This window comes from Arthrobacter sp. SDTb3-6, from assembly GCF_013376095.1.
Taxonomy (GTDB): Bacteria; Actinomycetota; Actinomycetes; order Actinomycetales; family Micrococcaceae; genus Specibacter.
Window position 1 is genome coordinate 40,254 of the sequence record NZ_JAAMFN010000006.1, and the last position, 26,671, is coordinate 66,924.

The 26,671-nt window shown below is 69.2% G+C and carries 21 protein-coding genes; 17 read left to right on the forward strand and 4 right to left on the reverse strand.

Annotated elements, in window-relative coordinates; all coding sequences use genetic code 11:
• The first annotated feature begins 143 nt into the window (after nt 1–143).
• The 13 genes from pyrR to G6035_RS04585 all read left to right on the forward strand — a co-directional run bounded on the left by pyrR (nt 144) and on the right by G6035_RS04585 (nt 15,361).
• Entirely contained in the window at nt 144–752 is a 609-nt protein-coding gene (gene pyrR, locus G6035_RS04525) for a bifunctional pyr operon transcriptional regulator/uracil phosphoribosyltransferase PyrR (RefSeq protein WP_176615886.1), read from the forward strand.
• Nucleotides 749–1,768 (forward strand): aspartate carbamoyltransferase catalytic subunit, encoded by a 1,020-nt coding sequence (locus G6035_RS04530; protein WP_176615887.1) that lies wholly within the window; start codon nt 749–751, stop codon nt 1,766–1,768. The genes pyrR and G6035_RS04530 overlap by 4 nt, the downstream gene beginning before the upstream one ends.
• Complete coding sequence (locus G6035_RS04535; RefSeq protein ID WP_176615888.1) at nt 1,765–3,081, forward strand: dihydroorotase; 1,317 nt, start codon at nt 1,765–1,767, stop codon at nt 3,079–3,081. The genes G6035_RS04530 and G6035_RS04535 overlap by 4 nt, the downstream gene beginning before the upstream one ends.
• The gene (locus G6035_RS04540) at nt 3,081–3,638 is read left to right on the forward strand and encodes a hypothetical protein (RefSeq protein WP_256883461.1); all 558 of its coding nucleotides are present in this window, start codon (nt 3,081–3,083) and stop codon (nt 3,636–3,638) included. Before G6035_RS04535 ends, G6035_RS04540 begins: the two co-directional genes overlap by 1 nt.
• Nucleotides 3,631–4,830, forward strand: a complete 1,200-nt coding sequence (gene carA / locus G6035_RS04545; protein ID WP_176615889.1) for a glutamine-hydrolyzing carbamoyl-phosphate synthase small subunit — start codon at nt 3,631–3,633, stop codon at nt 4,828–4,830. The genes G6035_RS04540 and carA overlap by 8 nt, the downstream gene beginning before the upstream one ends.
• Entirely contained in the window at nt 4,830–8,132 is a 3,303-nt protein-coding gene (gene carB / locus G6035_RS04550) for a carbamoyl-phosphate synthase large subunit (protein ID WP_176615890.1), read from the forward strand. The genes carA and carB overlap by 1 nt, the downstream gene beginning before the upstream one ends.
• A complete protein-coding gene (gene pyrF / locus G6035_RS04555; RefSeq protein WP_176615891.1) occupies nt 8,125–9,015 on the forward strand; it encodes an orotidine-5'-phosphate decarboxylase in 891 nt (296 codons plus the stop codon). Before carB ends, pyrF begins: the two co-directional genes overlap by 8 nt.
• A gap of 114 nt (nt 9,016–9,129) precedes the next feature.
• The gene (gene mihF / locus G6035_RS04560; RefSeq protein WP_176615892.1) at nt 9,130–9,450 is read left to right on the forward strand and encodes an integration host factor, actinobacterial type; all 321 of its coding nucleotides are present in this window, start codon (nt 9,130–9,132) and stop codon (nt 9,448–9,450) included.
• Nucleotides 9,447–10,067, forward strand: coding sequence for a guanylate kinase (gene gmk, locus G6035_RS04565; protein WP_176615893.1), 621 nt, complete (start codon nt 9,447–9,449; stop codon nt 10,065–10,067). The genes mihF and gmk overlap by 4 nt, the downstream gene beginning before the upstream one ends.
• A 35-nt stretch (nt 10,068–10,102) precedes the next feature.
• Complete coding sequence (gene rpoZ, locus G6035_RS04570) at nt 10,103–10,360, forward strand: DNA-directed RNA polymerase subunit omega (protein ID WP_176615894.1); 258 nt, start codon at nt 10,103–10,105, stop codon at nt 10,358–10,360.
• A 25-nt stretch (nt 10,361–10,385) separates the two neighbouring features.
• Nucleotides 10,386–11,747: a phosphopantothenate--cysteine ligase family flavoprotein gene (locus G6035_RS04575; protein ID WP_176615997.1), complete on the forward strand. Its 1,362-nt coding sequence runs from the start codon at nt 10,386–10,388 to the stop codon at nt 11,745–11,747.
• Nucleotides 11,748–11,824: 77 nt separating this feature from the next.
• Complete coding sequence (gene metK, locus G6035_RS04580) at nt 11,825–13,027, forward strand: methionine adenosyltransferase (RefSeq protein ID WP_176615895.1); 1,203 nt, start codon at nt 11,825–11,827, stop codon at nt 13,025–13,027.
• 165 nt (nt 13,028–13,192) lie between these two features.
• The gene (locus G6035_RS04585; protein WP_176615896.1) at nt 13,193–15,361 is read left to right on the forward strand and encodes a primosomal protein N'; all 2,169 of its coding nucleotides are present in this window, start codon (nt 13,193–13,195) and stop codon (nt 15,359–15,361) included.
• Between the two features lie 86 nt (nt 15,362–15,447).
• Here G6035_RS04585 and G6035_RS04590 read toward each other — a convergent pair whose 3' ends face one another.
• The 4 genes from G6035_RS04590 to G6035_RS04605 form a co-directional block, all read right to left on the reverse strand.
• Nucleotides 15,448–16,506, reverse strand: coding sequence for a glycosyltransferase family 1 protein (locus tag G6035_RS04590; RefSeq protein ID WP_176615998.1), 1,059 nt, complete (start codon nt 16,504–16,506; stop codon nt 15,448–15,450).
• A 92-nt stretch (nt 16,507–16,598) separates the two neighbouring features.
• The gene (locus tag G6035_RS04595; RefSeq protein ID WP_176615897.1) at nt 16,599–17,522 is read right to left on the reverse strand and encodes an alpha/beta fold hydrolase; all 924 of its coding nucleotides are present in this window, start codon (nt 17,520–17,522) and stop codon (nt 16,599–16,601) included.
• 19 nt (nt 17,523–17,541) lie between these two features.
• The gene (locus G6035_RS04600; protein WP_176615898.1) at nt 17,542–18,375 is read right to left on the reverse strand and encodes an aldo/keto reductase; all 834 of its coding nucleotides are present in this window, start codon (nt 18,373–18,375) and stop codon (nt 17,542–17,544) included.
• 57 nt (nt 18,376–18,432) lie between these two features.
• Nucleotides 18,433–19,395: a sugar-binding transcriptional regulator gene (locus G6035_RS04605; RefSeq protein ID WP_306295826.1), complete on the reverse strand. Its 963-nt coding sequence runs from the start codon at nt 19,393–19,395 to the stop codon at nt 18,433–18,435.
• Between the two features lie 173 nt (nt 19,396–19,568).
• On the opposite strand from G6035_RS04605, the gene G6035_RS04610 reads away from it, so the two are divergent.
• From G6035_RS04610 to leuS, 4 genes are all read left to right on the forward strand, one after another.
• Nucleotides 19,569–21,332, forward strand: a complete 1,764-nt coding sequence (locus tag G6035_RS04610; protein WP_176615999.1) for a glycerol-3-phosphate dehydrogenase/oxidase — start codon at nt 19,569–19,571, stop codon at nt 21,330–21,332.
• An 85-nt stretch (nt 21,333–21,417) separates the two neighbouring features.
• Nucleotides 21,418–22,158: an MIP/aquaporin family protein gene (locus G6035_RS04615; RefSeq protein ID WP_176615900.1), complete on the forward strand. Its 741-nt coding sequence runs from the start codon at nt 21,418–21,420 to the stop codon at nt 22,156–22,158.
• 94 nt (nt 22,159–22,252) lie between these two features.
• Nucleotides 22,253–23,767: a glycerol kinase GlpK gene (gene glpK / locus G6035_RS04620; protein WP_176615901.1), complete on the forward strand. Its 1,515-nt coding sequence runs from the start codon at nt 22,253–22,255 to the stop codon at nt 23,765–23,767.
• A 333-nt stretch (nt 23,768–24,100) separates the two neighbouring features.
• Nucleotides 24,101–26,605: a leucine--tRNA ligase gene (gene leuS / locus G6035_RS04625; RefSeq protein WP_371130852.1), complete on the forward strand. Its 2,505-nt coding sequence runs from the start codon at nt 24,101–24,103 to the stop codon at nt 26,603–26,605.
• The last annotated feature ends 66 nt before the right edge of the window (nt 26,606–26,671 follow it).

The following is a 26,671-nucleotide window of genomic DNA, read 5'->3' on the forward strand; positions in this document are numbered from 1 at the left end:
GCGGCGGCGGCCGGGGAGCCGTGGCGGGCCTGCCGGCGGCGGGAGCTGCCGGGGAGGAGGGGAGGCACGCTGTGATAGCTTGGGAAGCACTAACCAACCTTTTAATTCCGTCCTGTGAGGCGGGGAAAGGGGACACCAGGGAAATGACCCGCACCTCTGCACCATCCGGGGACCGCACGTCCGGCGCAGCAGCGCCCAGCCCGTCCCGCATGGTCCTATCCGCAGCGGACATCGACCGTGCGCTGACCCGCATTGCCTATGAAATCCTCGAAGCCAACAAAGGCTCGGAAAACCTCCTGCTCCTGGGCATTCCGCGGCGCGGCTTCCCGCTCGCGCAGCGCCTGGCCGCCAAGCTGGCCGCCACCGATCCCAGCATCGACCCGGCCGCCATCACCGGACAGCTCGATGTCACCATGTTCCGCGACGACCTGGCCCACCAGCCCACCCGTGCCCCGCAGCGCACGGAACTGCCCGCCTCCGGGATCGACGGCAAGGTGGTGGTGCTCGTGGACGACGTCCTGTACTCCGGGCGCACCATCCGTGCGGCCCTGGACGCCCTCGTCGACCTCGGCCGGCCCCAGGCAGTGCGCCTGGCGGTCCTGGTGGACCGCGGCCACCGCGAACTGCCCATCCGGGCCGACCACGTGGGCAAGAACCTGCCCACGTCCTCCGCTGAAAAGGTGCGTGTGCGGCTGGCCGAAATTGACGGCCCCGGCACTGTCGACGAAGTTGTCATCGAGGCCGGCGCATGAGGCACCTGCTGGACACCGAAAGCCTCAGCAGGGACCACGCCATCGCCATCCTGGACACCGCCCAGGAAATGTCGGCGGTGGGCGAACGCGAGGTCAAGAAGCTGCCCGCCCTGCGCGGGCGCACCGTGGTGAACCTGTTCTTTGAGGACTCCACCCGCACCCGGATTTCCTTCGAGGCCGCCGCCAAAAGGCTGTCCGCTGACGTCATCAACTTCAGCGCCAAGGGCTCCTCGGTGTCCAAGGGCGAGTCCCTGAAGGACACCGCCCAGACCCTCGAGGCCATGAGCGCGGACGCGGTAGTGATCCGGCACTGGGCCTCGGGCGCCCCGGCCCGGCTGGCCAACTCCGGCTGGATCGACGCCGCCGTCATCAACGCCGGCGACGGCACCCACGCCCACCCCACCCAGGCACTGCTGGATGCCTTCACCATGCGCGCCCACTGGGCCGGGCTGGCCGGCACGCCCTCCGTGGGCGGGGATCTCGCCGGCATGCGCGTGATCATTGCCGGGGACGTGCTGCACTCGCGCGTGGCCCGCTCCAACGTATGGCTGCTGCGCACGCTCGGCGCCCGGGTGACACTCGTGGCGCCGCCCACCCTGCTGCCGGTCGGCGTCGAACACTGGCCCTGCGAGGTCAGCTACGACCTGGACGCGGCCCTGGAAAAGGGCGTGGACGCGGTCATGATGCTGCGCGTGCAGGCCGAACGCATGAACGCCTCCTTCTTCCCCTCCACCCGCGAATACGCCCGCCGCTGGGGCTTCGACGACGCCCGGCTCGCCCGCCTGGACGCGCTGGCGCTCAAGGACACCATCGTCATGCACCCGGGCCCCATGAACCGTGGCCTGGAGATTTCCTCCGCCGCCGCGGATTCGCCCCGCTCCACCGTGCTGGACCAGGTCCGCAACGGCGTCTCGGTGCGCATGGCCGCCCTCTACCTGCTGCTCTCAGGGGACCTGAAGTCCACCCCGGCACCCGCCCCATCTGCCGCCCTGCCCCTTGTAAAGGACCTGCCATGACCCCCGCAAGCTACCTCATCCGCTCGGCCTCCCTGCTGGGCGGCGCGACGGCGGACGTGCTGGTCCGCGACGGGGCCATCGCCGCCATCGGCGACGGACTGGACCACGACGGCACCACCGTCATCGACGCCGCCAGCCTGGTTGCCCTGCCCGGCCTGGTGGACCTGCACACCCACCTGCGCGAACCCGGACGCGAGGACGCCGAGACCGTGGAGACCGGCACCCGCGCCGCGGCCCTGGGCGGCTTCACGGCGGTGCATGCCATGGCCAACAGCTCGCCCGTGGCCGACACGGCCGGCGTGGTGGAGCAGGTCTGGCAGCTGGGCCGCGAATCCGGCTGGGTGGACGTGCGCCCCGTCGGTGCCGTGACCGTGGGCCTGGCCGGGGACCAGTTGGCCGAGCTGGGCGCCATGGCCGATTCGCGCGCCCGCGTCCGCGTCTTTTCCGACGACGGGATCTGCGTCAGCGACCCGGTCATGATGCGCCGGGCCCTGGAATACGTCAAGGCGTTCGACGGCGTCATCGCCCAGCATGCGCAGGAGCCGCGCCTGACGGCCGGCGCCCAGATGAACGAAGGCAAGGTCTCCGCCGTCCTCGGCCTGGCCGGCTGGCCCGCCGTCGCCGAGGAATCCATCATCGCCCGGGACGTCCTGCTCGCCCAGCACGTCGGCTCCCGCCTGCACGTCTGCCACGTCTCCACGGCAGGGTCGGTGGAGATCATCCGGTGGGCCAAGGAACGCGGCATCAACGTCACGGCCGAAGTCACCCCACACCACCTGCTGCTGACCGAGGAACTCGTGCGCAGCTGGAACCCCGTCTACAAGGTCAACCCGCCGCTGCGGGCCGACGAAGACGTCCACGCACTGCGCGCGGCGCTGGCCGACGGCACCATCGACATCGTCGGCACCGACCACGCCCCGCACCCCAGCGAAGCCAAGGACTGCGAGTGGGCATCCGCCGCCATGGGCATGACCGGGCTGGAAACTGCGCTGTCCGTGGTCCAGGAAACCATGATCGAGACCGGCCTGATGACGTGGGCGGACTTTGCCCGCGTCACCTCCACCACCCCGGCACGGATCGGCCGGCTCACGGACCAGGGCCGCCCGCTGGAAGTGGGGGAGCCGGCGAACCTGGTCCTGGTGGACCCGGCCGCCCGCTGGACGGTGGACCCGCAGGCCATGGCCACCAAGGGCCGCAACTCCCCGTTTGCCGGACTGGAACTGCCCGGGCGCGTGGTGGCCACGTTCTTCCGCGGCCATCCCACGGTCCTGGACGGCGCGCTGAACACCCCCTGCCTCCACGGGGCGAACTAGTGGGCGCGCGCACCGTCCCGGTGCTGATCACGTTCGCGATCCTGCTGGCCATCTTTGTGCTCATGTGGTGGGGCTGGCGCGGCCGGCTCCGACGTCAGGCCGGCATTGCGGGGCTCCCCGCCGTCCCGGACGACGCCGGGCCCGCCGCCTTGAGTGTGGCCGGCCAGTACGTCACCACCACCTCCGCCGGGGACTGGCTGGACAGGATCGCCGCGCACGGCATGGGCATCCGCACCAACGCCACCCTGGAACTTCGCACCACCGGCGTGCTCCTGCTCCGCAAGGGGGCCGCGGACGTGTACATCGCCGCGGACGCCATGACGGAAGTCTCCACACAGGCGGGGATGGCCGGAAAATTTGTCGAAAAGGACGGCCTGGTCGTTATCACCTGGCGGCTGGGGGAGAAGCTGGTGGACACCGGCTTCCGCACCACCGACGCCGCGGCGAAAAAGCCGCTCGTGACAGCCCTCCGGGCACTGGTCCCGGCGCAGCCGGACCCGCCCGCAACAGAATTACCTGACGCAGACCACGGAAGAAAGAACGATGAGAATGAGTGAAGCAAGCGTGCCCGCACAGGCAACGACACCTGCCCTGCTGCTGTTGGAAGACGGCCGCGCGTTCCGCGGCACCAGCTATGGAGCAGTGGGAAGCACTCTCGGGGAGGCCGTGTTCACCACCGGCATGACCGGGTACCAGGAAACCCTGACCGACCCCTCCTACGCCCGCCAGCTGATCGTCCAGACGGCCCCCCACATCGGCAACACCGGCGTCAACGCCGCGGACAACGAGTCCACCCGCATCTGGGCTGCCGGCTACGTGGTCCGCGACGCCGCCCGCCGCCCCTCCAACTGGCGTTCCGAGGGGACGCTCGACGACGAACTTGCCGCCCAGGGGATCGTGGGCATCCAGGGCGTGGACACCCGTGCCGTCACCCGGCACCTGCGCGAGCGCGGCGCCATGAAGGCCGGCATCTTCTCCGGCGACGCCGCCGCCCGCCCCGAGGCCGAACTGCTCGGCGAAGTCCTCGCCCAGCCGTCCATGGAGGGCCTCCAGCTCGCCGAAGAGGTCACCGTGCCGAAGGCCTACGCCGTCGAACCGGCCGACCACGGCTGGGAGGGCGAGACGCTTTTCAACATCGTCGCGCTGGACCTGGGCATGAAGTCCATGACGCCGCACCGCCTGGCCGAGCGCGGCGTCCGCGTCCACGTGGTGCCCGCCTCCACCACCTTTGAGGAGGCCATGGCGTACCGGCCCGACGGCGTATTCCTCTCCAACGGCCCCGGCGACCCCGCCACGGCGGACCGCCAGGTCGGCTTTGTGCGCAGCTTCCTGGAAGCCGGCGTGCCCTACTTCGGCATCTGCTTCGGCAACCAGATCCTGGGCCGCGCGCTGGGCTTTGGCACCTACAAGCTGCGCTACGGCCACCGTGGCATGAACCAGCCGGTCATGGACCGCAGCACCGGCAAGGTCGAAATCACCAGCCAGAACCACGGCTTCGCCGTCGACGCCCCGCTGGAGGGCGCCACCCAGGCCCCGGAGGAACGCTTCGGAAGGGTCCAGGTCAGCCACATCAGCCTCAACGACCAGGTGGTCGAGGGCCTGTCGTGCCTGGACATCCCCGCCTTCTCGGTCCAGTACCACCCCGAGGCGGCGGCCGGCCCGCACGACGCCGCCTACCTGTTCGACCGTTTCATCGCGCTGATGGACCACAACAAAACCGCCAAGACCAAGACCGAGGAAGCCAAGTAATGCCGAAGAGAGAAGATCTTAAGTCCGTCCTGGTCATTGGTTCCGGCCCGATCGTCATCGGCCAGGCCGCCGAGTTTGACTACTCCGGCACCCAGGCGCTGCGCGTGTTGAAGGAGGAGGGCCTGCGGGTCATCCTCGTCAACTCCAACCCGGCCACCATCATGACCGACCCCGAGTTCGCCGACGCCACCTACGTCGAGCCCATCACCCCCGAGGTGGTGGAGAAGATCATCGCCAAGGAACGGCCCGACGCCGTCCTGCCCACCCTGGGCGGGCAGACGGCCCTGAACACGGCCATCGCCCTGGACAAAAACGGTGTGCTGGCCAAGTACGACGTGGAACTGATCGGCGCCAACATCGCCGCGATCGAGCTGGGCGAGGACCGCGAAAAGTTCAAGGGCGTCGTGGCCCGCTGCGGCGCCGAATCGGCCCGCAGCCACATCATCCACACCATGGCCGAGGCCTACACGGCGGCCGAGGACCTGGGCTACCCCATGGTGGTCCGCCCGTCCTTCACGATGGGCGGGCTGGGCTCCGGGCTGGCCTACACCCCGGAAGACCTGGAACGCATCGTGGGCCAGGGCCTGCAGTACAGCCCCACCACCGAGGTCCTGCTTGAAGAGAGCATCCTCGGCTGGAAGGAATACGAGCTGGAGATGATGCGGGACAAGAACGACAACGTCGTGGTGGTCTGCTCCATTGAAAACTTTGACCCGGTGGGCGTCCACACCGGCGATTCCATCACCGTGGCCCCGGCCATGACGCTGACGGACCGCGAGTACCAGAAGCTGCGCGACATCTCCATCGCCGTCATCCGCGAAGTCGGCGTCGACACGGGCGGCTGCAACATCCAGTTCGCGATCGAGCCGGACACCGGGCGCGTCGTCGTCATCGAGATGAACCCGCGCGTCTCGCGCTCCTCGGCCCTGGCGTCCAAGGCCACCGGCTTCGCCATCGCCAAGATCGCCACGAAGCTCTCGCTGGGCTACACGCTGGACGAGATCCCCAACGACATCACGCGGAAGACCCCGGCCTCCTTCGAGCCCACGCTGGACTACGTCGTCGTCAAGGTGCCCCGCTTCGCCTTCGAGAAGTTCCCCGCGGCGGACCCCACCCTGACCACCACCATGAAGAGCGTCGGGGAGGCCATGGCGATCGGCCGCAACTTCACCGAGGCCCTGCAGAAGGCGCTGCGCTCCCTGGAACAGCGGGGCGCCAGCCTGGACTTCTCCTCCGTCAACGCCCTGGACGTCCCGGAGCTCATCGAGGCCGCCAAGCGCCCGACGACGGAGCGCCTCTCGCAGGTCCAGCGTGCCCTGCTCGGCGGCGGCACCGTGGAGGAACTCTACGCAGCCACGGGGATCGACCCCTGGTTCCTGGACCAGCTGGTCCTGCTCAACGAGGTGGCCGTCTCCATCCGCCGGTCCACGGCCCTGACGCCGGAGATGCTGCGGCTGGCCAAGCGCCACGGCTTCTCCGACGCACAGATCGGCGCCTTGACGCACAACAGCGAGGCCGTGGTGCGCGGCGTCCGCCAGGCGCTGGACATCCGCCCCGTCTACAAGACCGTGGACACCTGTGCGGCCGAGTTCGCCGCCTACACCCCGTACCACTACTCCTCCTACGACGAAGAGGACGAGATCGGCCTGCACGCCAAGCCGTCCGTCATCATCCTCGGCTCCGGCCCCAACCGCATCGGCCAGGGCATCGAGTTTGACTACTCCTGCGTCCACGCCTCCATGGCACTGCGCAAGGCCGGCTACGAGACGGTCATGGTCAACTGCAACCCGGAGACGGTCTCCACCGACTACGACATCTCCACCCGCCTGTACTTTGAGCCGCTGACGCTCGAGGACGTGCTGGAGGTCATTGCGGCCGAGGAACGCACCGGCGGCGTCATGGGCGTCTTCGTCCAGCTCGGCGGCCAGACGCCGCTGAAGCTGGCGCAGGAGCTGGCCGACGCCGGCGTGCCCATCCTGGGCACGTCCCCGGAGGCGATCGACCTGGCCGAGCACCGCGGCATGTTCTCCCGCGTCCTGGACGAGGCCGGGCTGGTCGCGCCCAAGAACGGCACGGCCGTCTCCTTCAGCGACGCGAAGAAGATCGCCGACGAGATCGGCTACCCGGTGCTGGTCCGCCCGTCCTACGTCCTGGGCGGGCGCGGCATGGAAATCGTCTACGACGAGGCCAACCTCTCGCGCTACATCAAGAACGCCACGGAAATCACCGAGGCACACCCCGTCCTGATCGACAGGTTCCTTGAGGACGCCATCGAAATCGACGTCGACGCCCTCTATGACGGCAAGGACATGTACCTGGGCGGCATCATGGAGCACATCGAGGAGGCCGGCATCCACTCCGGCGACTCCGCCTGCGTGCTGCCGCCCATCACGCTGGGCAAGGACGTGCAGGCACGTGTCGCCAAGGCCACGCGCGCCATCGCCGAGGGCGTGGGTGTGCGCGGGCTGATCAACATCCAGTTCGCCCTCGCCTCCGATGTCCTCTACGTGCTCGAGGCGAACCCGCGCGCCTCGCGCACCGTGCCGTTCGTCTCCAAGGCCACCGGCGTGCAGATGGCCAAGGCGGCCGCCCTCATCGGCACCGGGGTGTCCATCGCGCACCTGCGCAGCGTCCACCACATCCTGCCCGAAGTGGGCGACGGCGGCACCCTGCCCGACCGTGCTCCGGTGGCCGTGAAGGAAGCCGTCATGCCCTTCAGTCGCTTCCGCACCCCCGAAGGCCACGTCGTGGACTCCCTGCTCGGCCCGGAAATGCGCTCCACCGGCGAGGTCATGGGCATCGACAAGCACTTTGACACGGCCTTCGCCAAGAGCCAGGCCGCAGCCAACGGGGCCCTGCCCGTCTCCGGCAAGGTGTTCGTCTCGGTGGCCAACCGGGACAAGCGCTCCATCATCATGGCCGTCAAGCGCCTCGTGGACCTCGGCTACGAGATCGTCTCCACGGGCGGCACCGCCGATGTGCTGCGCCGCAACGGCATCCCTGCCACCACCGTGCGCAAGATCGGCGAGGACACTGCCGGCGGGACGACCATTGTGGACCTCATCAACGACGGCGGGATCGACATGGTCTTCAACACCCCCTCCGGCGGCCAGGCGCGCGGCGACGGCTACGAGATCCGTGCCGCGGCCGTCTCCAACGGCCGCCCCTGCATCACCACGGTGGCGGAGTTCAACGTAGCCGTCCAGGCCATGGAGGCGCTGCGCAGCTACGAGTGGGGCGTCACCAGCCTGCAGGAACACGCGGCCGTCCTCCAGGCCGGCCTGGCGGCGCAAAATGCCTAGCGCGGACCCCGCCGGCCCGGCTTCCCGGGACCCGCGCCCGGGGCAGGCCGGCACCCGCGAACCGTTCGGGGCACGGCTCGCCGCCGCCATGGCGGACCGGGGCCCGCTGTGCGTGGGCGTGGACCCGCACCCCGGGCTCCTCGCGGCCTGGGGGCTGGATGACTCGGTGCAGTCCCTGCGCACGTTCTCGCTGGCCGTCCTGGAAGCGGTGGAACCCGTGGCGGCCGCCATCAAGCCGCAGGTAGCCCTCTATGAACGCCACGGCTCGGCCGGGCTGGCCGTGCTCGAGCAACTGCTCGCTGCGGCCGCCCGGGCCGGCGTGCTGACCATCGCCGACGCCAAGCGCGGGGACATTGGCTCCACCATGGCCGGCTACGCCGACGCCTGGCTGCGCGACGGCTCGGCCCTCGCCGCGGACTCCGTGACGCTGAGCCCCTACCTGGGCTTTGAGTCGCTGCGTCCGGCACTGGACCTGGCCGCCGCCAACGGACGCGGCGTGTTCGTCCTCGCCCTGACCTCCAACCCGGAAGGCGCCTCCGTCCAGCACGTGGGCGGTGCCGACTCGGTGGCCCGGCGCATCGCCCGGGCGGCCGCCGTCGAAAACCAGCGCTACGCCGGGGCGGCCCTCGGATCGGTGGGCCTGGTGGTCGGCGCCACGGTGGGGACCGCGTTGTCGGAGCTGGGGATCGACCTGGCCGCCGTGCACGGGCCCCTCCTGGCACCGGGGCTCGGCGCCCAGGGGGCAACGGCGTCGGACATCAAGAACACCTTCGGGGCCGCCTACCCGGCCGTCCTGGCCACCTCCAGCCGCGGCATCCTGCAGGCCGGGCCCAGCGTTGCCGGCCTGCGCCGGGCCGCGCAGGAAACCCTGCAGGGTCTGTAGGGGCGGCGGTGCCGCCGGCTGTGGATTGATTTTCGCGGCCAGGTGCGGATAGGTTCGATTCACACCCCGTAGTGCAGAACCTGTCCGCACCGCTGCCACGCCAAGGAGCCCGTTGTGAGTTTGCCGCCACTCTCAGACCAGGAACGGGCCGCGGCGCTGAAAAAGGCCGCGGCAGCCCGGACCGTCCGCTCGGACACCAAGCGGCGCCTCAAGACGGGGGACGTGTCCGTGGCGGACGTCATAGCGGCCTCCGCCGCAGAACCGGCCCTGGGGCGGCTGAAGGTGACAGACTTGTTGGAAGCCCTCCCGGGCATTGGAAAGGTACGTGCAACTGTGATCATGAGCGAGCTGGGCATAGCCCCGACCCGCCGCCTGCGGGGCCTGGGCATCCACCAGCGCCGCATGCTCGTCGACTACCTGGGCCAGGGCCTGTGACCGGCGGCGCCGTCCACGTTCCGGGCGAAAACACCCGGCGCACCAAGCCGCGCTGCGGGGTGACGGTCCTCGCCGGACCCACCGCCGTCGGGAAAGGCACCGTCTCCACGTTCATCCGGGACAACTACCCCCAGGTGTGGCTGTCCGTCTCCGCCACCACCCGGCAGGCCCGCCCCGGTGAGGAAGAGGGCGTGCACTACTTCTTCAAGACCCCCGAACAGTTCGACGAGCTCGTTGCGCACGGGGACCTGCTGGAATGGGCCGTGGTCCACGGCACCAACCGCTACGGAACCCTGCGCAGCTCCGTCGAGGCGGCCGTCGCCGCCGGCCGCTCCGTGCTGCTGGAGATCGACCTGCAGGGCGCACGCCAGGTCAAGGCGGCCATGCCGGAAGCCGATTTCGTGTTCCTTTCCCCGCCCAGCTGGGATGAACTGGTCCGCCGGCTCGTGGGCCGCGGCACGGAATCGGAGCAGGAACAGCACCGCCGGCTGGAAACGGCTAAACTGGAACTTGCTGCCCAACCGGAGTTTGACTTCACCATCGTCAACGATGATGTCAGCCGTGCCGCAGCCGAGCTTGTCACCCTGATGGGGCTAACCCCCAACCACCGTGGCTGACCCGGCACCACCCATACACATTTTGGAGAAGTAAATTGACTACACAGCCCGAAGGCATCATCAACCCGTCCATTGATTCGCTGCTGAAGGCCGCGGACTCCAAGTACGGGCTGGTCATCTTTGGTGCCAAGCGCGCCCGCCAGATCAACGCGTACTACGCGCAGCTCCACGAGGGCCTCTTTGAGTACGTGGGCCCGCTGGTGGACACCAAGCTGAACGAGAAGTCCCTCTCCATCGCCTTCCGCGAGATCGACGAGGGCCTGCTGGTCTCCACCCCGATCGAAACCGCATAAGGGCGGATTGCGTTCCTTGGCCGCACTGAACATCGTCCTGGGGGTGGGCGGCGGCATCGCCGCCTACAAGTCCGCCCTGCTGCTGCGCCTCTTCACCGAGGCGGGCCACCAGGTCACGGTCATCCCCACGGAGGCGTCCGTGAAATTTGTCGGCGTGGCCACCTGGGAGGCGCTCAGCGGCCGGCCCGCCACCAACAGCGTCTTTGACGCGGTGGAAAGCGTCAACCACGTGAGGATCGGCCATGAGGCGGACCTCATCGTGGTGGCACCCGCCACGGCCGACGTGCTGGCCAAGGCGGCCGCGGGCCTGGCCAACGACCTGCTGACCACCACGCTGCTCATGGCCCGCGGCCCGGTCCTCTTCGCCCCCGCGATGCACACCGAAATGTGGCGGCATGCGGCCACCGCCGCGAACGTGGCCACCCTGCGTTCACGCGGCGTGCATGTCCTGGAGCCCGCCACCGGCCGGCTCACCGGCCCGGACAGCGGCCCCGGCCGGCTGCCGGAGCCCGCGGAAATCTTCGCCGCCGCGATGGCGCTGGTGGAGGGAGGCCGTCCTTCCGCCGCGGACGACGCCGGGTCCCCGGCCCCCGTACCTTCCCCCGGCACTGATCGTTCCGCCGGTACCGCGCCTTCCCATGCCGCGGCCGGTGCGCCGGCCGCGGGCGCCGCACCTGCCGACGGCAGCAGCCGGCTGCTGGCCGGCAAGCGGGTCGTCATCACGGCGGGCGGCACCCGCGAACCGCTGGACCCGGTCCGGTTCCTTGGCAACAAGTCCTCCGGCAAGCAGGGCGTCGCGCTGGCGGAATCAGCCCTCGCGGCCGGCGCCGAGGTGATGCTGATCCACGGGCACATGGACGTGGCCCCGCCGCCGGACGCCAAGCTGCACAGCGTGGACACCGCCCTGGAACTGCGGGCGGCCACCTTGTCCGCGGCCGCAGGGGCCGACGTGGTGATCATGGCGGCCGCCGTGGCGGACTTCCGCCCGGCCACCATCTCCGCGGGCAAGATCAAAAAACGCGACGACGTCGCCGACCCTGTCATCAAGCTGGTCCGCAATCCGGACATCCTGGTGGAGGTCGTGGCGCACCGCGCCGCGCAAAACCTGTCCCAGCTCATTGTCGGCTTTGCTGCAGAGACTGGCGACGAGGAACACGATGCCCGCAGCTATGCCGAGGCCAAGCTGGCCCGCAAGGGCTGCGACCTGCTCGTGGTCAACGAGGTCGGCCCGGGCGAGACGGGGCAGGAACGGGTGTTTGGCCGGGACGGGAACCAGGTGGAGATCCTGGCCCGCGACGGTGCCGGCCCCGTGCAGGCCGCAGGGTCCAAGCGCCAGGTGGCGGACGCCGTCGTACGGGTCATCGCGGAGCGCCTCGGCACCACTTGACCGGGCGGCCCGCCCCCGTGTGCCATCCCACGCCCCGCGCCTGCCGGCGCCCGCCAACAAACTAGTAGAGTAGAGCAGTGACAACAGCGAACCCCTTGCGCCTTTTTACCTCTGAATCCGTGACCGCAGGCCACCCGGACAAGATCTGCGACCAGATCAGCGACGCCATCCTGGACGCGCTGCTGGCCGAGGACCCCAATTCCCGCGTCGCAGTGGAGACCATGGCCACGACCGGCCTGGTCCATGTCGCCGGGGAAGTGACCACGGATGCGTATGTGGAAATCCCCGCGATTGTGCGCAACACCATCCTGGACATCGGCTACGACTCCTCCGCCAACGGCTTCGACGGGGCCCGCTGCGGCGTGTCGGTATCGATCGGCCAGCAGTCCCAGGACATCTTCGAGGGCGTCTTCAACTCGCTGGAGGTCCGCGAAGGCACGGCCGTGGACGAGGACGACGCGCAGGGTGCCGGCGACCAGGGCCTCATGTTTGGCTACGCCAGCAACGAGACCGCATCCTTCATGCCTACGCCGATCTTCCTGGCCCACCGCCTCTCCGAACGGCTGACCGACGTGCGCAGGTCCGGCCTGCTGGCCTACCTGCGCCCCGACGGCAAGACCCAGGTCACGATCGGCTACGACGGCGACGTCCCCGTCTCCGTGGACACCGTGGTCATCTCCAGCCAGCACGCCGAAGGCACGTCCCTGGACCGGCTGCGGGCGGACCTGCAGGAATTCGTCATCGCGCCCGTCCTGGACGCCTCCGGCCTGGACTTCTCGGCCGTGAAGATGCACCTGAACCCGGCCGGCCCCTTCGTGGTGGGCGGCCCGGTGGGCGACGCCGGCCTCACGGGGCGCAAGATCATCGTGGACACCTACGGTGGCATGGCACGGCACGGCGGCGGCGCATTTTCCGGCAAGGACCCGTCAAAGGTTGACCGTTCCGCCGCGTACGCCATGCGCTGGGTGGCCAAGAACGTCGTGGCCGCCGGGCTCGCCGCCCGTGCCGAGGTGCAGGTGGGCTACGCCATCGGCGTGGCACGCCCCGTGGGCATCTACGTGGAGACCTTTGGCACCGAGACCGTGGACCCTCGGCGGATCGAGCAGGCCATCGAGGCCGTCTTCGACCTTCGGCCCAGCCCCATCATCCGGGACCTGGACTTGAAGCGCCCCATCTATGCCAAGACCGCCGCGCACGGCCACTTCGGCCGGGACGACCCGGATTTCACGTGGGAAAACCTGGACCGCGTGGACGCCCTGAAGGCCTTCTTCAACGCCTAAGGCCGCCAACGCACGGGCGTTGTCCACAACCGGCCCCGGGGGCCGTCCGCATGTCGGTGCCCTGTGGTTGGCTGGTTGTGGGGCCGGGCGGCGGCCCCGGTGGCAGGTTTCGTGACCGGCCCGGCAGTTCGCAACGGGGCCGGCACGGCAGGGGAGGAGGACGCCATGGACGGCAGACAGGAACAGCCCCGTAAGGAGGGCGTCCAGCTTTCGCTGCTCAGCGGCTTCGTGGGCCGTGAACGGGTGGCGGACCCGCACAGCGGGGTGGAACTGGCCCCGCTGCTTCCCGTGGCCCGGGTGTCCATCGACTCACCGCTGCCGCACCTTGACCGGATCTTCGACTATTCGGTGCCCACGACCCTCGACGGGCAGGCCCGCCCGGGCGTGCGCGTCCGGGTGAAGTTTTCCGGCCAGGACCTCAACGCCTTTCTCGTGGACCGCGTCGCCGAATCGGAATCGGAGCGGCTGGTGCCGCTGTCCCGCGTTTATTCGGCCGTCCCGGTCCTGGCGCCGCAGGTGCTCGAACTCGCCCGCCAGGTGGCTGCGCGCTCCAGCGGCACCGTGGCCGACGTCCTGCGCGTCGCCGTCCCGCCCCGCGTGGCCAGCCTGGAAAAGGACTACCTGCGCAAGGCGCCGGATGCGGGCGGCGCCGCCGGACCGGGCGGGCCCGCTGCGGCCGGCGGTGCCGTCCCCCTGCCCGCGGCGCCGGCCCTTCCCGGCGCATCGCTGTTCACCGGCTACTCCCACGCCGGGGAGTTCCTGGCGGAACTGGCCATGGGCGCCTCGCCGAAGGGGGTGCTGCAGTCCCTGCAGGGCTACGGCCCGCAGTCGTGGCACCACCAGCTGGCCGAGGCGGCGGCCTGTTGCCGGCTCTCCGGCCGCGGCGCCATCGTGGTGGTCCCGGACCTGCGCGACCTTGAGCTGCTTGACCAGGCCTTTGCCGCCGTGCTGCCGGCGGGCAGCTTTGTGAAGTTGACTGCCGACGACGGCCCCACCCTGCGCTACGGGAACTTCCTGCGCGTGCTCAGCGGCGAGGTGAAGATCGTCATCGGCACCCGCTCGGCAGCCTATGCCCCCGTGCAGGATCTGGGCCTCGTGTGCTGCTGGGACGACGGCAACGAGCTCCACCTTGAACGCCGCGCCCCGTACCAGCACAGCCGCGACGTCCTCCTGCTGCGCTCGGGGATTGAAGACACGGCAGTGCTCATGGCCGGCCACAGCCGCAGCATCGAATCCCAGCGGCTCGTGGCCACCGGCTGGGCGCAGTCCCTCGTGGCCGGACGGCCCGCGGCCCGCACCGCCACAGCCCGGGTCATCAGCACCTCGGACAGCTACGAACAGGAACGCGACCCCCTGGCGTCCCTGGCGCGGCTGCCGCACCGTGCCTGGGAAGCCGCCCGGGCGGCGCTGCCTGCCGGCCCCGTCCTGGTCCAGGTGGCGCGGACCGGCTACGCCCCGGCCCTCGCCTGCCAGCGCTGCCGCGAAGTGGCGCGCTGCACCGCCTGCACCGGCCCGCTCATGCAGGCCCGTGCCGACGGGTCCACGCAGGTGCTGGTCATCTGCCGGTGGTGCGGCCGCGCCGAAAACAATTTCAACTGCCCCACCTGCGGCAACCGGTCCCTGCGGGCGCTGGCGGTCGGCGCCTCACGGACGGCCGAGGAACTGGGCCGGGCGTTCCCCTCGGCCACCGTGGTTTCCTCCTCCGGCGACCACATCAAGACCGTCATCCCCGACCGTCCGGCCATCGTCGTGGCGACAGTGGGCGCCGAACCGGTGGCGCCCCGCGGCTACGCCGCGGCCCTGCTGCTGGACGGCGACTCCCTGCTGCGGCGTGAATCGCTGCGCGCCGGGGAGGACACGCTGCGCCGGTGGATGAACGCGGCCGCGCTGGTGCGCCCGGCCCGCGACGGCGGCGTCGTGGTGGTGACGGCCGAGGACTCGGTGGAGGTGGCGGCCCTGGTCCGCTGGGACCCTGCCGGCTATGCCGAACGGGAGTTCGGGCTGCGCCACGGGCTGGGCCTGCCGCCGGCCGTCCGCGTCGCCTCGCTGACCGGCCCGGAGCACGACGTGGAAGCGTTCACCGCCGCGCTCAAGCTGCCGGCGGCCGTGCGTGTCATCGGTCCCGCCCCACTGGCGGCGTCCCGCTTCCCCGCTCCGTCCCCCGGCAGGCCGGCCGCTCCGGGGGAGGCCCCCGACTACCGCACGCTGCTGTTCTTCCCGTACGGGATCGCCGGCACCGTCACGGCGGCCATGCGTGCCCTCAAGGCGTCCAATGCCGCCCGCCGCGTCGGCCAGCCCGTCCAGGTCCGCTGCGACGGCGTCGACGTCATCTAGGCGGCTGCTACATCTGGGCGCCGGCTTCAGCGAAGCGGAAGCTTCATCCCGGAACGCCCGCTCCGCCATGCCGTGCAACGCGGGCATCACCGCCGTGTGCGCAGTTCCTCGACGATCGCGAGCAGTTCCCTGGCGGAATCGTCCCAGCTGAAGGTTGCCGCCCGGGCCACGGAGGCCGTGGAGCTGGCGGCCCAGGCCTCGTGGTCATCCAGGGTGCGGACGGCGGCGGCGAAGGCGGTGGGGGAGTCGGCCGGGACGTAGTGCGCGGCCGTGCCGCCCACTTCGCGGAAGATGTCCGTGTCCGCCACGACCACCGGCGTGCCCAGGGCCATCGCCTCGACCAGCGGCAGGCCGTAGCCCTCGGCCTTGGAAAGCGTCACCAGGGCCGTGGTGCGCAGCAGCAGTTCGTCATACGCAGCATCCGTCACGCCGTTGTGGAACACCACCCTGGCGCCCGCAGGGATGAGTGCCTCCAGCTCCGCGCGCCGTTCCGGGGTGATGCGGCTGAGCAGGTGCAGCGTGAAGTCCGGCAGCCCGGCCATTCCGGCGATGAGTGTCTCCACGTTCTTGTACGGCATGAACGAGCCCATGTAGGCCAGGGACTTTTCCGGTGCCACGGCGGGGTCCCGCGGGACGCGCCCGCCCTGGGGTGCGTTGCCGACAATCCGGATGGGCCTGCGCGTCAGCCGGAACTTCTCCATCAGCCCCAGCGTGGTCCGGCTGATGGTGGCAACCGTGTCCGCCCGGTTCAGCAGCAGCCGCTGCGGCCAGTACGCCTTGTGGTACAGGCGCCACAGCACGCGCACCGGCGCCGGCAGGAAGCCCGGCGGGGCCGGGTGCTCGTAGTAGATCAGGTCGTGGAGTGTCAGCACCAGCGGGTATTTCCGGCCCCAGCTCCCCATGGTCTGCATGGGGCAGAACACCAGCTCGGGGCGGAGCTTGTTTACGTGGCGGGCAACAAACAGTTCCACCGGCGACAGCGGCGAGTTCACCTTGACCCAGGGCAGCTGCGGCAGCAGCGCCAGCTGGCGCTCGTCGTGGATGAGCATGGTCACGTCCGCGTACGGTGCGACGGCGGCCATGAGGCTGGCGCCGTACCGGCTGATGCCGTCGTGGTGGTCCAGCCGGGTGAAGCGGGCATCCATGACGATCCGGGGCCGGCGGGTGCCGGGGCCGGCGGCTCCCTGGCTGCCGGCCGTGCCTCCGTCGTGAGGGGGGACCGGGGTGCTGCGGGGCGTCACGGGGCGGGGTGCCTTTCCAGGAAGTTGTTGATGGCGGCAGCGGCCGGCTGCGGGGTCTCATAGTGGATCAGGTGGCCCACGCCGCCGATGACCACCAGTTCGCCGTCGGGCAGGAGTTCAATGAGTTTGTGCTGGTTGGGCAGCGTGGCGATCTGGTCTTCGGCCCCGGCGATCAGGAGCACCGGCACGGCCAGCTGCTGTGCAACCTGGCGCACCGTGCCGCCCACGGAGGCGCGGAAGGACTCCAGCAGCATGTCCCGGTTGGCGAAGGCGCTGAAGTAGGCGTGGTGCTGGCCGTGGATAAACGCCAGCAGCGTGCGGTCCTTCGTCTTCGCCATGGCCATGCTCATCACGTGCACGATGGCCCAGTTGCGCAGCAGCGCGTTGCCCAGGGGGGCGGGGAGCCTGGCAGCGGCCCAGTAGTAGGACACGGCGAGTTTTGCCATGATGCCTTGGGAGCCTTCCAGGGCGGGGGCGGCAATGGGGTTGACCAGGATCAGCGGGAACGTCCGGCCCGGGTGCGCCGCCACGAAGTGGCTGGCCACGATGGAGCCAAAGGAGTGGCCCAGCAGCACGGTGTTCCCGCCCAGTGCCAGCGCGTCCAGGAACCCGGCCAGGAACTCCCCGTAGCCGTCCACGCTGTGCTCGGTGTGTTCGAAGGCGGGTGAGGCGCCAAAGCCGGGCAGGTCCGGCATGATGACCCGGTGGTCCGGCAGCAGCTCCACCACCCGTTCCAGGCCGTGGTGGTCGCCCCGGAAGCCGTGCACCATGACGATGGTGCGGGTGGCGGGCGTCCACTCGACGGGGGCGTAGTCCCAGTACCGCACCGCGGTCCCGGCCACCTCCACCGTGTGGGCGCCGGAACGGGCGGACAGGTCAACAGCGATGGGCGCGGGGCCCGGCGTCGTACTTTCCTTCACGTTCTCCCTCACCGGCCGGCTAGTTGACGTTGTTGGGGTTGGAACCGGAGCGGCGTCCGCTGTCCATGGCGGCCACAGCGGCCATGTCGGCGTCCGTCAGCGCGAAGCCAAAGACATCGAGGTTGGCGGACATCCGCTCCCGGCTCGAGGCCTTGGGGATCACCAGGTGGCCGGACTGCACGTGCCAGCGCAGCACCACCTGTGCCGTGGACCGGCCATGCGCCGCCGCCAGGCCGGCCAGGACCGGGTCGTCCAGGAGCTGCCCGCGGGCCAGCGGGCTCCAGGCCTGCGTGGCAATGCCCAGCTGTGCGTGGAGGGCGCGCAATTCGCGCTGCTGCAGCCACGGGTGCAGTTCCACCTGGTTGACGGCCGGGACCACCTCGGCCGTGTCAAGCAGGCGGTGCAGGTGCTCCGGTTCAAAGTTGCTCACGCCGATGGCCCGCACGCGGCCCTCCCGGTACAGGGTTTCCAACGCCCGGTACGTCGGAATGTACTTCCCCTGCTCCGGGCAGGGCCAGTGGATCAGGAACATGTCCAGGTAGTCCAGGCCCAGGCGGCCCATGGACTCGTCAAAGGCGGCCAGGGTGGAGTCGTAGCCGTGGCGGTCGTTCCACACCTTGGAGGTCACGAAGAGGTCTTCGCGCGGGGTCCCCGCAGCGACCGCGCCCTTGACCGCCTGCCCCACGCCCTCCTCATTGCCGTAGAGGGCCGCGGTGTCCACGGTGCGGTAGCCGATGTCCAGGGCGGTGGACACCAGGTCGGCGCAGTCGGCCGCCGGGACCTTGTAGACGCCGTAGCCGAGCGCGTCGATGGTGACGCCGTTGTTGAGCGGTACTTTGGGTGCCAGGTGCATGACTACGACTCTACCGAGGAATCCGTGCCGGGCGGGTGTGGCACGGCCGGGCAGGCGCTATAGCCCGTCCAGGCTGTTGAGGAAACCGAAGATCGGGTCGCTGGAGTGCGCGTCCGCCTCGACGAGCTCCCGTGCGGTGCCCTCGTCCACGATCAGGTCGGTGGCCAGGCCGGCGGCGAGCGCGCCCCGCAGGCCCTTGATCTTCCTCGCCCCGGAAACCACGCAGATCCGGCGCCGGACCTTGCGCAGGCTGTCCAGGGAGGGCCCGCTGGAGCGGTCGTTGAGCACGATTCCCGCGTCGCTGCCGTCGTCGCGGAAGAAGACCGTGGCCACGTCGCCGGCCACGCCGCTGGCCTCCAGCTCGTCCAGGTCCGTTGAATCCAGGTAGCCGCCGGCATAGACGTGGCTGGGGACGTCGGCGTTCATGGAGCCCACGCCGAAGATGGCCGTGGTCATGCGTTCCTGCAGTTCCAGGATGCGCCGCACGCTGCGCTCCTGCCACATCATGTTCTTGGTCCGGGCATTGTCGAAGAACGCAGGGACGGGGAACTGCTCCACCTTGGCCCCGTACGCGCTGCCAAAGCGGCGGATGATCTCGGAGGCGTAGGTGATGCCGGTCGTCTGGGTGTTCCCGGCCCCGTTGAGCTGGACGATGGTGGTGCCGTGGGTGGTCTTGCGGGTCAGGTGCCGGCTGACCGCGCTGAGGGTGGAGCCCCAGGCCACGCCGATGACGGCGTTGGAGTCCACCAGCGTGGTGATGGTGCGTGCCGCCTGCATGCTCACCCGGTCCAGCACCTCCAGGTCGTCGAGCGTGTCGGAGACCGGAACCACGTGGACGTCCACCTGGTAGCGCTGGCGGATGGCCCGCTCCAGCTCGGGGGCCCTGTCTGCGGGCGTCTTGACCTGGATCTGCACCAGGCCCGTGTCCCGTGCCGTGGACAGGAGCCGGGAGACCGTGGAACGGGACGTCCGCAGCTCCCGGGCGATGGCATCCATGGTCTGGTCCTGCAAATAGTACATTTGTGCAGCGCGGAGGGTGTCCGACTGCTTTGCACGTTTGCTCGTCACGGTTCCCACGGCCTTTCTGCACATACGTGCAAACGGGTTGATTATATTTTTCACCTCATCCAAGAATAGTGGGAACAGGCGCCCTGTGCGCAAAGATCCAGGATGCGAATGAGGCCACCGTGCGAATCCCCGGCAATGCCGCCAAGAACGACTCCGACGCGGGGGCTGCCCGCCGTCCCCATGTGGACGCCCTGCGGAACCGCCCCCACGCCCAGGTCCTAATCATCGGCGGCGGAATCAACGGCGTCGGCACCTTCCGGGACCTGGCCCTGCAGGGCATCGACGTGGCCCTCGTGGAGCGCGGGGACTACTGCCAGGGGGCTTCCGGTGCCTCCTCGCACATGATCCACGGCGGCATCCGCTACCTGGAAAATGGCGAGTTCCGGCTGGTGCGCGAATCCGTGGTGGAACGCAACCGCCTGCTGAAGATCGCCCCCCATTACGTCAAGCCGCTGCGGACCACCATCCCGATCTTCAGCACCTTCTCCGGCATCCTGGCCGCCCCGATGCGCTTCCTCACGCACAAGCAGGGCAGGCCGCAGGAACGCGGCGCCTTCCTGATCAAGGCCGGCCTGACCATGTACGACTCCTTCTCCCGCGACGGCGGCAGCGTCCCGCGGCACCAGTTCAAGGGCCGGACCAAGGCGCTGGCAGAACTGCCCGCCCTGCACCCGGGCATCAAGTACACGGCCACCTACTACGACGCCTCCGTGCACAACCCGGAGCGGCTCACCCTGGACGTGCTGCAGGACGGCGAGAAGGCCGGCACCCCGGCGGGCGGCCCGCACCGGGCGCGGGCCACCAACTACGTGGCCGCCACCGCCGTCACCGGCGAGGGCGTCCAGCTCACGGACCAGCTCACCGGCGAGGAATTCACGTTCACCGCGGACGTCATTGTCAACACCACCGGCGCATGGGTCGATGCCACGAACGAGGCCATGGGTGCTGCCACACGCTTCATGGGCGGCACCAAGGGCTCCCACATTGTGCTTGACCACCCGGAGCTGCTCGCCGCCTGCAACGGCCGCGAAATCTTCTTCGAACACACCGACGGCCGGATCGTGCTGATCTACCCCATGGGCGACCGTGTCCTGGTCGGCACCACCGACATCGATGCGGACATGAAGCAGGACGCCGTGTGCACCGAGGAAGAGGTTGACTACTTCTTCGAACTGATCGGCCACGTCTTCCCGGCCATCACGGTCTCCCGCGGGGAGATCGTCTACAGCTTCTCCGGTGTCCGCCCTTTGCCGCGCCACGACGAGACGGCCCCCGGCTTCGTCTCCCGCGACTACCGCATTGAGCGTGCGGACCGCAGCATCGCCGGCGCCACAGTCCCGGTGCTGAGCCTGGTGGGCGGCAAATGGACCACCTTCCGTGCACTGTCCGAACACCTTGCCAACGACGTCCTCGCTGCCTTGGGCGCCGAACGGAAAACCTCGACGGCGAAGCTCGCCATCGGCGGCGGCGCGGGCTTCCCTGCCACCGACGCCGCGGTGGAGGCATGGATCGCGGCCCACACGGGCGGGGGCATCGACGCGGCCCGGGCCGCCGTCCTGCTCACCCGCTACGGAACCCGCGCCGGGCAGGTGCTGGACTATCTGGCCGCCGGCGCGGATGAGGCCTTTGAATCCACCCGCGAGCTCAGCCGCCGCGAAATTGAATTCATGGTGGAGCACGAACAGATCGGGCACCTGATCGACGTGCTGGTCCGCCGGACCTCCCTGGCCTTCCGCGGCCTAGTCACGGCCGAGCTGCTGGCCGAGACGGCGGCGGCACTCGCGGGGCCGCTGGGCTGGCCGCACCACCGCGTGCAGGATGAGATCCGCCACGCCCAAGACATCCTCGCACGCTTCCACGGCGTGCAGGTCCAAAGCTTGATCGCCTAACCGCCCTGGGGCAGGGGGGCTCAAGAACTGCGGTCACAGGACGGCCGCAGTCAGCCAATAAATGAATAGATAGAAGGAGTCAAAGATGTCTCTTGGAATAGTGTTCCTGTCTGAGGTGATGGGAACAATGATGCTCACCCTGCTGGGTTGCGGCGTCGTGGCCAACGTGGCCCTGAGGGGGACCAAAGGCAACGCCGGCGGCTTCCTGATGGTCAACTGGGGCTGGGGCCTGGCCGTCATGTCCGGTGTGTTCGTGGCCGCCAAGTCCGGTGCGCACCTGAACCCGGCCGTCACGGTGGGCATCCTTTCCAGCGGTGCCACCGATTACGCACCCAACGTGCCGGTCAGCTTCGGCTCGACCCTGACGTACTTTGGCGGGGAAATGCTCGGCGCCTTCATCGGCGCGGTGGTGTGCTGGCTGGCGTACAAGCAGCACTTCGACGGCGAGCCCGACGGGGCAACCAAGCTGGGCGTGTTCTCCACGGGCCCGGCGAAGCGCAGCTACGGCTGGAACGTCGTCACGGAAATCATTGGCACCTTTGTGCTGGTGTTTGTCATCCTGCACTTCGGCGGCGGCGTGACGGGCCTGGGCCCGCTGCCGGTGGCCCTGCTCGTGGTGGCCATTGGCGCGTCCCTCGGTGGACCCACCGGTTACGCCATCAACCCCGCCCGCGACCTGGGACCGCGCATTGCCCATGCGCTGCTGCCCATCAAGGGCAAGGGCTCCAGTGACTGGAGCTACTCGTGGGTACCGGTCGTGGGACCGCTCATCGGCGGCGCCCTGGGCGGGCTGATGTCCCAGTGGCTGCCGCTCGTCGTGAAGTAAATCTTGTTGTTAACTGCCTGATGAAGTAGACCATGTAGTACTTGAAGAGTGGGCCGCAGCTTGCTGGCAGGCTGCACAAACAAAGGAAACAATGATGTCCCAGTACGTAATTGCCATTGACCAGGGAACCACCAGCAGCCGTGCCATCGTGTTTGACCACGACGGCAACATCGTTTCCACGGGGCAGCTTGAACACGAGCAGATCTTCCCCAAGGCCGGCTGGGTGGAGCACGATGCGGCGGAAATTTGGAACAACACCCGCGAGGTCATCGGCACCGCCCTGGCACAGGCCAACCTCACCCGGCACGACATCGTCGGCGTCGGCATCACCAACCAGCGCGAGACCGCCGTCGTCTGGGACAAGACGACCGGCGTCCCGGTGTACAACGCCATCGTCTGGCAGGACACCCGCACCCAGCCCATCGTTGATGAACTGGCCGCTGACGGCGGCGTCGAACGGTTCAAGGCGAAGGTGGGGCTGCCGCTGGCCACCTACTTCTCCGGCACCAAGATCAAGTGGATACTGGACAACGTCGAGGGCGCCCGTGAAAAGGCGGAGGCCGGGGACCTGCTGTTCGGCAACACCGATTCCTGGGTGACCTGGAACCTGACCGGCGGCACCGACGGCGGCGTGCACATCACCGACGTCACCAACGCCTCCCGCACCATGTTCATGGACCTGGAAACGCTCTCGTGGGATGAGGGGATCCTGGCCGCCTTCGGTGTGCCGAAGTCCATGATGCCCGAGATCAAGTCCTCCTCCGAGGTGTACGGCACCGTGCACGGCAGCCAGCTGCTGCGCGAGGTCCCGGTGGCCGGCATCCTCGGCGACCAGCAGGCGGCGACGTTCGGCCAGGCCGCGTTCGCCACCGGCGAGGCCAAGAACACCTACGGCACCGGCTGCTTCCTGATCTTCAACACGGGCGAGGAAATCGTCCACTCGAAGAACGGGCTGTTGACCACCGTGGGCTACAAGCTCGGCGACGCCAAGCCGCACTACGCCCTGGAAGGCTCCATCGCCGTCACCGGTTCCCTGATCCAGTGGCTGCGCGACAACATCGGGATGATCAAGACGGCACCCGAGGTGGAGGAGCTGGCCGCGGCGGTGGAGGACAACGGCGGCGTGTACATCGTCCCGGCGTTCTCCGGCCTGTTTGCCCCGTACTGGCGCTCCGACGCACGCGGCGCCATCGTGGGGCTGACCCGCTTTGTGAACAAGAACCACATTGCCCGGGCAGCCCTGGAGGCCACCGCCTTCCAGACCCGCGAGGTGCTTGACGCGGTCAACGCCGACTCCGGTGTCGACCTGAGCGAACTGAAGGTCGACGGCGGCATGGTCGCCAACGACGCGCTCATGCAGTTCCAGGCAGACATCCTCGGCGTCCCGGTCATCCGCCCGAAGGTCGTTGAAACCACGGCCCTCGGCGCGGCCTACGCGGCCGGGCTGGCCGTCGGCTTCTGGAAGGACCTGGGCGAACTGTCCAGCAACTGGTCCGAGGACAAGCGCTGGGAACCGCAGATGGACGCCGCCGAGCGCGACCGCCAGATGCGCCTGTGGAAGAAGGCCGTCACCAAGTCCATGGACTGGGTTGACGCCGACGTGAAGTAGCGCCCGCAGCCTGCGTCGAGAAGGGGCCCCGCCCGTCCCTGGATGCTCCCAACCCTCGCAAGCTCGGGTCGGGGCCCTCGCATCCAGGGGTCCACCGCGGTGCCCGACCACACCCTGGCCCCTTCTCGGCTCCGGCCGCGCAGAATGCCGCGCCGCAACGGCCTTGGTATTTATTTTTATGTGTGCGCTAAAGTAATAAGGTGCATACAGTCCTCCTCCTTATATAGCCGCAATGTCCATTGCGGTGCGCCCCTTGCGTCTGTCGAGGGGCTTTTGTGTGTGTGGGGGCAGGGGTGCAACGAAGACATGAATGAACCAATAGAGGCAGGGTATGTGAGCGTGCAGTCCCAGACTGAAGAGAACAGCGAAGAAGGCGTCTACAGTTTCGCCGCGATGGAGGCCAAGTGGCCGGCCGTCTGGGAGGAACTGAAGGTCTTTACGCCCCTTGACGACGGCTCGAAGGAACGCCGCTACGTCCTGGACATGTTCCCCTACCCCTCCGGCGACCTCCACATGGGCCACGCCGAGGCCTTTGCCATGGGCGACGTCGTTGCGCGCTACTGGCGCCAGCTGGGCTTCGACGTGCTGCACCCGATCGGCTGGGACTCCTTCGGCCTGCCGGCGGAAAACGCCGCCATCAAGCGCAACGCCCACCCCAGCGAGTGGACGTACGCCAACATCGACACGCAGGCGGAGTCGTTCAAGCGCTACGCCATCTCCGTGGACTGGTCACGCCGCCTGCAGACCTCCGACCCCGAGTACTACCGGTGGACCCAGTGGCTGTTCAAGCGCTTTTACGAGCGCGGCCTGGCCTACCGCAAGGATTCCCCCGTCAACTGGTGCCCCAAGGACCAGACGGTGCTGGCCAACGAACAGGTCGTCAACGGCGCCTGCGAACGCTGCGGCACCATTGTCACGAAGAAGTCGCTGAACCAGTGGTACTTCAAGATCACCGACTACGCCGACCGCCTACTGGACGACATGGAGGCGCTGCAGGGCAACTGGCCGGACCGCGTGCTGGCCATGCAGCGCAACTGGATCGGCCGCTCGGAAGGCGCCCACGTCACCTTCGTCATCGAGGAGGCCGGCGCCGGCAAGCCGCAGCAGGACCTGACCGTCTTCACCACCCGCCCGGACACCCTCTACGGGGCCACGTTCTTTGTGGTGGCCGCCGACGCGCCCCTGGCCCTGGAACTGGTGACCGCCGAGCACGCCGAGGCGCTCAGCGACTACCGCGACCAGGTCAAGGCCCTCAGCGACATTGAGCGCCAGGCCACCGATCGCACCAAGACCGGCGTGTTCACCGGCCGCTACGCCGTCAACCCCCTCACCGGCGAGAAGCTGCCCGTCTGGGCGGCCGACTACGTCCTGGCGGACTACGGCACGGGCGCCATCATGGCCGTCCCGGCCCACGACCAGCGCGACCTGGACTTCGCCAAGGCCTTCGGGCTGCCCGTGCGCGCCGTCCTGGACACCGGCGCGGAAGACCCGGCCGTCACCGGCCGTGCCACCACCGGTGAAGGCACCCTGATCAACTCCGGCGACCTCAACGGGCTCTCCAAGGCCGACGCCATCCCGGCCGCCATCGCCATCCTGGAGAAGCTGGGCACGGGGGAGAAGTTCGTCAACTTCCGCCTGCGCGACTGGCTGCTGTCCCGCCAGCGCTTCTGGGGCGCACCCATCCCGATCATCCACTGCGCAGACTGCGGCGAAGTCCCGGTGCCGGACGACCAGCTGCCCGTGCGCCTGCCGGACAACCTGCGCGGCGAGGCCCTTGCCCCGAAGGGCACCTCCCCGCTGGCCGCCGCGAGCGACTGGGTCAACGTCAGCTGCCCGCAGTGCGGCGGCGCCGCCAAGCGCGACACCGACACGATGGACACCTTCGTCGACTCCTCCTGGTACTTCCTGCGCTTCACCTCACCGCAGTTCACCGAGGGCCCCTTCGACCCGGCCAAGGTCAACGACTGGATGCCCGTGGGCCAGTACGTGGGCGGCGTGGAACACGCCATCCTGCACCTGCTCTACGCGCGCTTCTTCACCAAGGTCATCCACGACATGGGCATGCTGGACGCCACCGAGCCCTTCAGCCGCCTGCTCAACCAGGGCCAGGTGCTCAACGGCGGCAAGGCCATGAGCAAGTCGCTGGGCAACGGCGTGGACCTGGGCCAGCAGCTGGACCGCTACGGGGTCGACGCCGTCCGCCTCACCATGGTCTTCGCCGGCCCGCCGGAGGACGACGTCGACTGGGCGGATGTTTCGCCGTCGGGCTCGGCCAAGTTCCTGGCCCGCGCCTGGCGGCTGGGCAACGATGTTGCCGCTGCACCCGGCACGGACCCGGCCGCCGGCGACGCCGCACTGCGCTCCATCACGCACCGCACCATCCACGAGGCCAAGGCCCTGCTGGAAGGCCACAAGTTCAACGTGGTGGTGGCGAAGCTGATGGAACTGGTCAACGCCACCCGCAAGGTCATCGATTCGGGTGCCGGCGCAGCGGACCCCGCAGTGCGCGAGGCCGCCGAGGCCGTGGCAATCCTGCTGAGCCTTTTCGCCCCGTACACGGCCGAGGACATGTGGAATGCCCTGGGCCACCCCGCCTCCGTGGCGAACGCCGGCTTCCCCGCCGTCGAGGAGGCCCTGCTCGTCCGGCAAAGCGTCACGGCCGTCGTGCAGGTCAAGGGCAAGGTCCGTGACCGGCTGGAGGTGTCCCCGGACATCTCCGAGGACGAACTGCGCGAACTTGCCCTCGCCTCGGAGGCCGTCACCAAGGCCCTGGACGGGGCCGGCATCCGCACCGTCATCGTCCGTGCGCCCAAGCTCGTGAACATCGTCCCCGCCTGACACGGACGGTGCACCGCGGCAGGGCGCCGCACCCGGCGGCAAGGTAGGGACGGCAGGGGAAAGGGG

Coding starts and splice junctions, on each gene's coding strand:
- pyrR (WP_176615886.1), top strand. CDS start 144: ATGACCCGCACCTCTGCACCATCCGGGGACCGCACGTCCGGCGCAGCA.
- G6035_RS04530 (WP_176615887.1), top strand. CDS start 749: ATGAGGCACCTGCTGGACACCGAAAGCCTCAGCAGGGACCACGCCATC.
- G6035_RS04535 (WP_176615888.1), top strand. CDS start 1,765: ATGACCCCCGCAAGCTACCTCATCCGCTCGGCCTCCCTGCTGGGCGGC.
- carA (WP_176615889.1), top strand. CDS start 3,631: ATGAGTGAAGCAAGCGTGCCCGCACAGGCAACGACACCTGCCCTGCTG.
- carB (WP_176615890.1), top strand. CDS start 4,830: ATGCCGAAGAGAGAAGATCTTAAGTCCGTCCTGGTCATTGGTTCCGGC.
- pyrF (WP_176615891.1), top strand. CDS start 8,125: ATGCCTAGCGCGGACCCCGCCGGCCCGGCTTCCCGGGACCCGCGCCCG.
- G6035_RS04585 (WP_176615896.1), top strand. CDS start 13,193: ATGGACGGCAGACAGGAACAGCCCCGTAAGGAGGGCGTCCAGCTTTCG.
- G6035_RS04590 (WP_176615998.1), bottom strand. CDS start 16,506: ATGGATGCCCGCTTCACCCGGCTGGACCACCACGACGGCATCAGCCGG.
- G6035_RS04600 (WP_176615898.1), bottom strand. CDS start 18,375: ATGCACCTGGCACCCAAAGTACCGCTCAACAACGGCGTCACCATCGAC.
- G6035_RS04605 (WP_306295826.1), bottom strand. CDS start 19,395: ATGTACTATTTGCAGGACCAGACCATGGATGCCATCGCCCGGGAGCTG.
- G6035_RS04615 (WP_176615900.1), top strand. CDS start 21,418: ATGTCTCTTGGAATAGTGTTCCTGTCTGAGGTGATGGGAACAATGATG.
- glpK (WP_176615901.1), top strand. CDS start 22,253: ATGTCCCAGTACGTAATTGCCATTGACCAGGGAACCACCAGCAGCCGT.